Annotated in this window: 1 protein-coding gene; it reads right to left on the reverse strand. The window is 53.5% G+C overall.

Translation table 11 applies throughout. From position 1 onward, the window contains the following. The coding region (locus HMPREF2806_RS04170; RefSeq protein WP_232745256.1) for an integrase core domain-containing protein at positions 1-1,122 on the reverse strand (1,122 nt) is incomplete at its 3' end. Positions 1,123-1,266 lie beyond the last annotated feature (144 nt).

Genomic DNA, 1,266 nt, shown 5'->3' on the forward strand with positions numbered 1-1,266 from the left:
GATTGGTTCGTTATCGTCATCGATGGTTGTGGGAGAAGCTGCAACTTCTCCCACAACCGGCACCATCGCCTCTTTAACCTTCTCGATACGATGCTCGTGGTGTATCGCGCTTTCTGAGTGCGTATCCCGGTATGACTTCACAATCTTGGCCCACAGCAGATCCGGGTCAATGGGTTGTGTTGGGGATTGAGCGTGGGCGAAGTGCTCACGGGCTTGGGCTGGAGTGATGTGCATTTTGCCGACTAGCAGGCCTTGATGGCGGCGCCTGGTGTTGTAAAACTCGCGGTAGTCGTCCAACAGCTGTTGGACGTGCTGAAGTGTCGTAGGTTGGCGTGCATCGAGAAACTTGGTCATAGTTTGATGCGAGCGTTCATCTTTGCCTTGGGTTTGCGGGCCAAAACCTGCAATGGACCAGATACCTTGGGCGGCGAGCCAGCGCTCGGTATCGGACAATCGGCCCCGGTGATAGGTGGCAAAAGCTTCACCGTTATCGGTCAAAAGTTCCTGCGGGCGACCATACGTTTCTATTGCTGCGGCCAAGGTAGTGCGAGCATCGAATCCGTTTTCTTTGGCGGCGAAGGCTTGTGAGCCCAGATCAAACCGGCTGGCATCATCAACCAGCTGGTAGATAGTGATCTGGGTATGTGGAGTGTCAAAGAGTCGATAGACAAACCCGTCGAGTTGCCACAGCTCATCGACTTTATCGCGTGCCCAGCGTTTATAGCTTTTACGAGGACGTTTACGGGCATTGGCCTCAGCAACACCAGCTTCGTGGAGCCAAAGCGCAATCGTAGACCGTGCCGGTGGGTGCTCTAAACCAAGGTCATCAATGAGGTAGTAATAGATCGACCACGGGCCATAGTCACGTCCCCGGGCCTTGAGCACTGATCGAGCTGTGATGACTTTCTGACGAAGGTGATCATCGTAGATTCTGGCTGGGGAATGCGGGGCGGTGGAGTCAGGCAGGATGCCTGCACGGCCGCGTTGTTCAACGCGGCGTTTGATGTTGGCATAGGTTTGGCGAGATACGCCAATATCCTTGCAGAATTGGGTGACGGTTCGTCCGTCTCTTACTGGGTCGAAGTCCGCTATTTTCTTGCGGAGATGGGTTGAAATAGCCATCTTGGTATTCCAACCCACCGACTGTCCAAAAAGTCTTGAGACATCACGACAAGGAAGTCTTTGGACTCCGTGACCAAAAACTATCTGGACTCCCCGTCCAAAAAGCCATTAGACTCCGTGTCCAAAAACTCCATAGACATCACA

The sequence above is a fragment of the Corynebacterium sp. HMSC076G08 genome (assembly GCF_001811515.1).
GTDB lineage: Bacteria > Actinomycetota > Actinomycetes > Mycobacteriales > Mycobacteriaceae > Corynebacterium > Corynebacterium hiratae.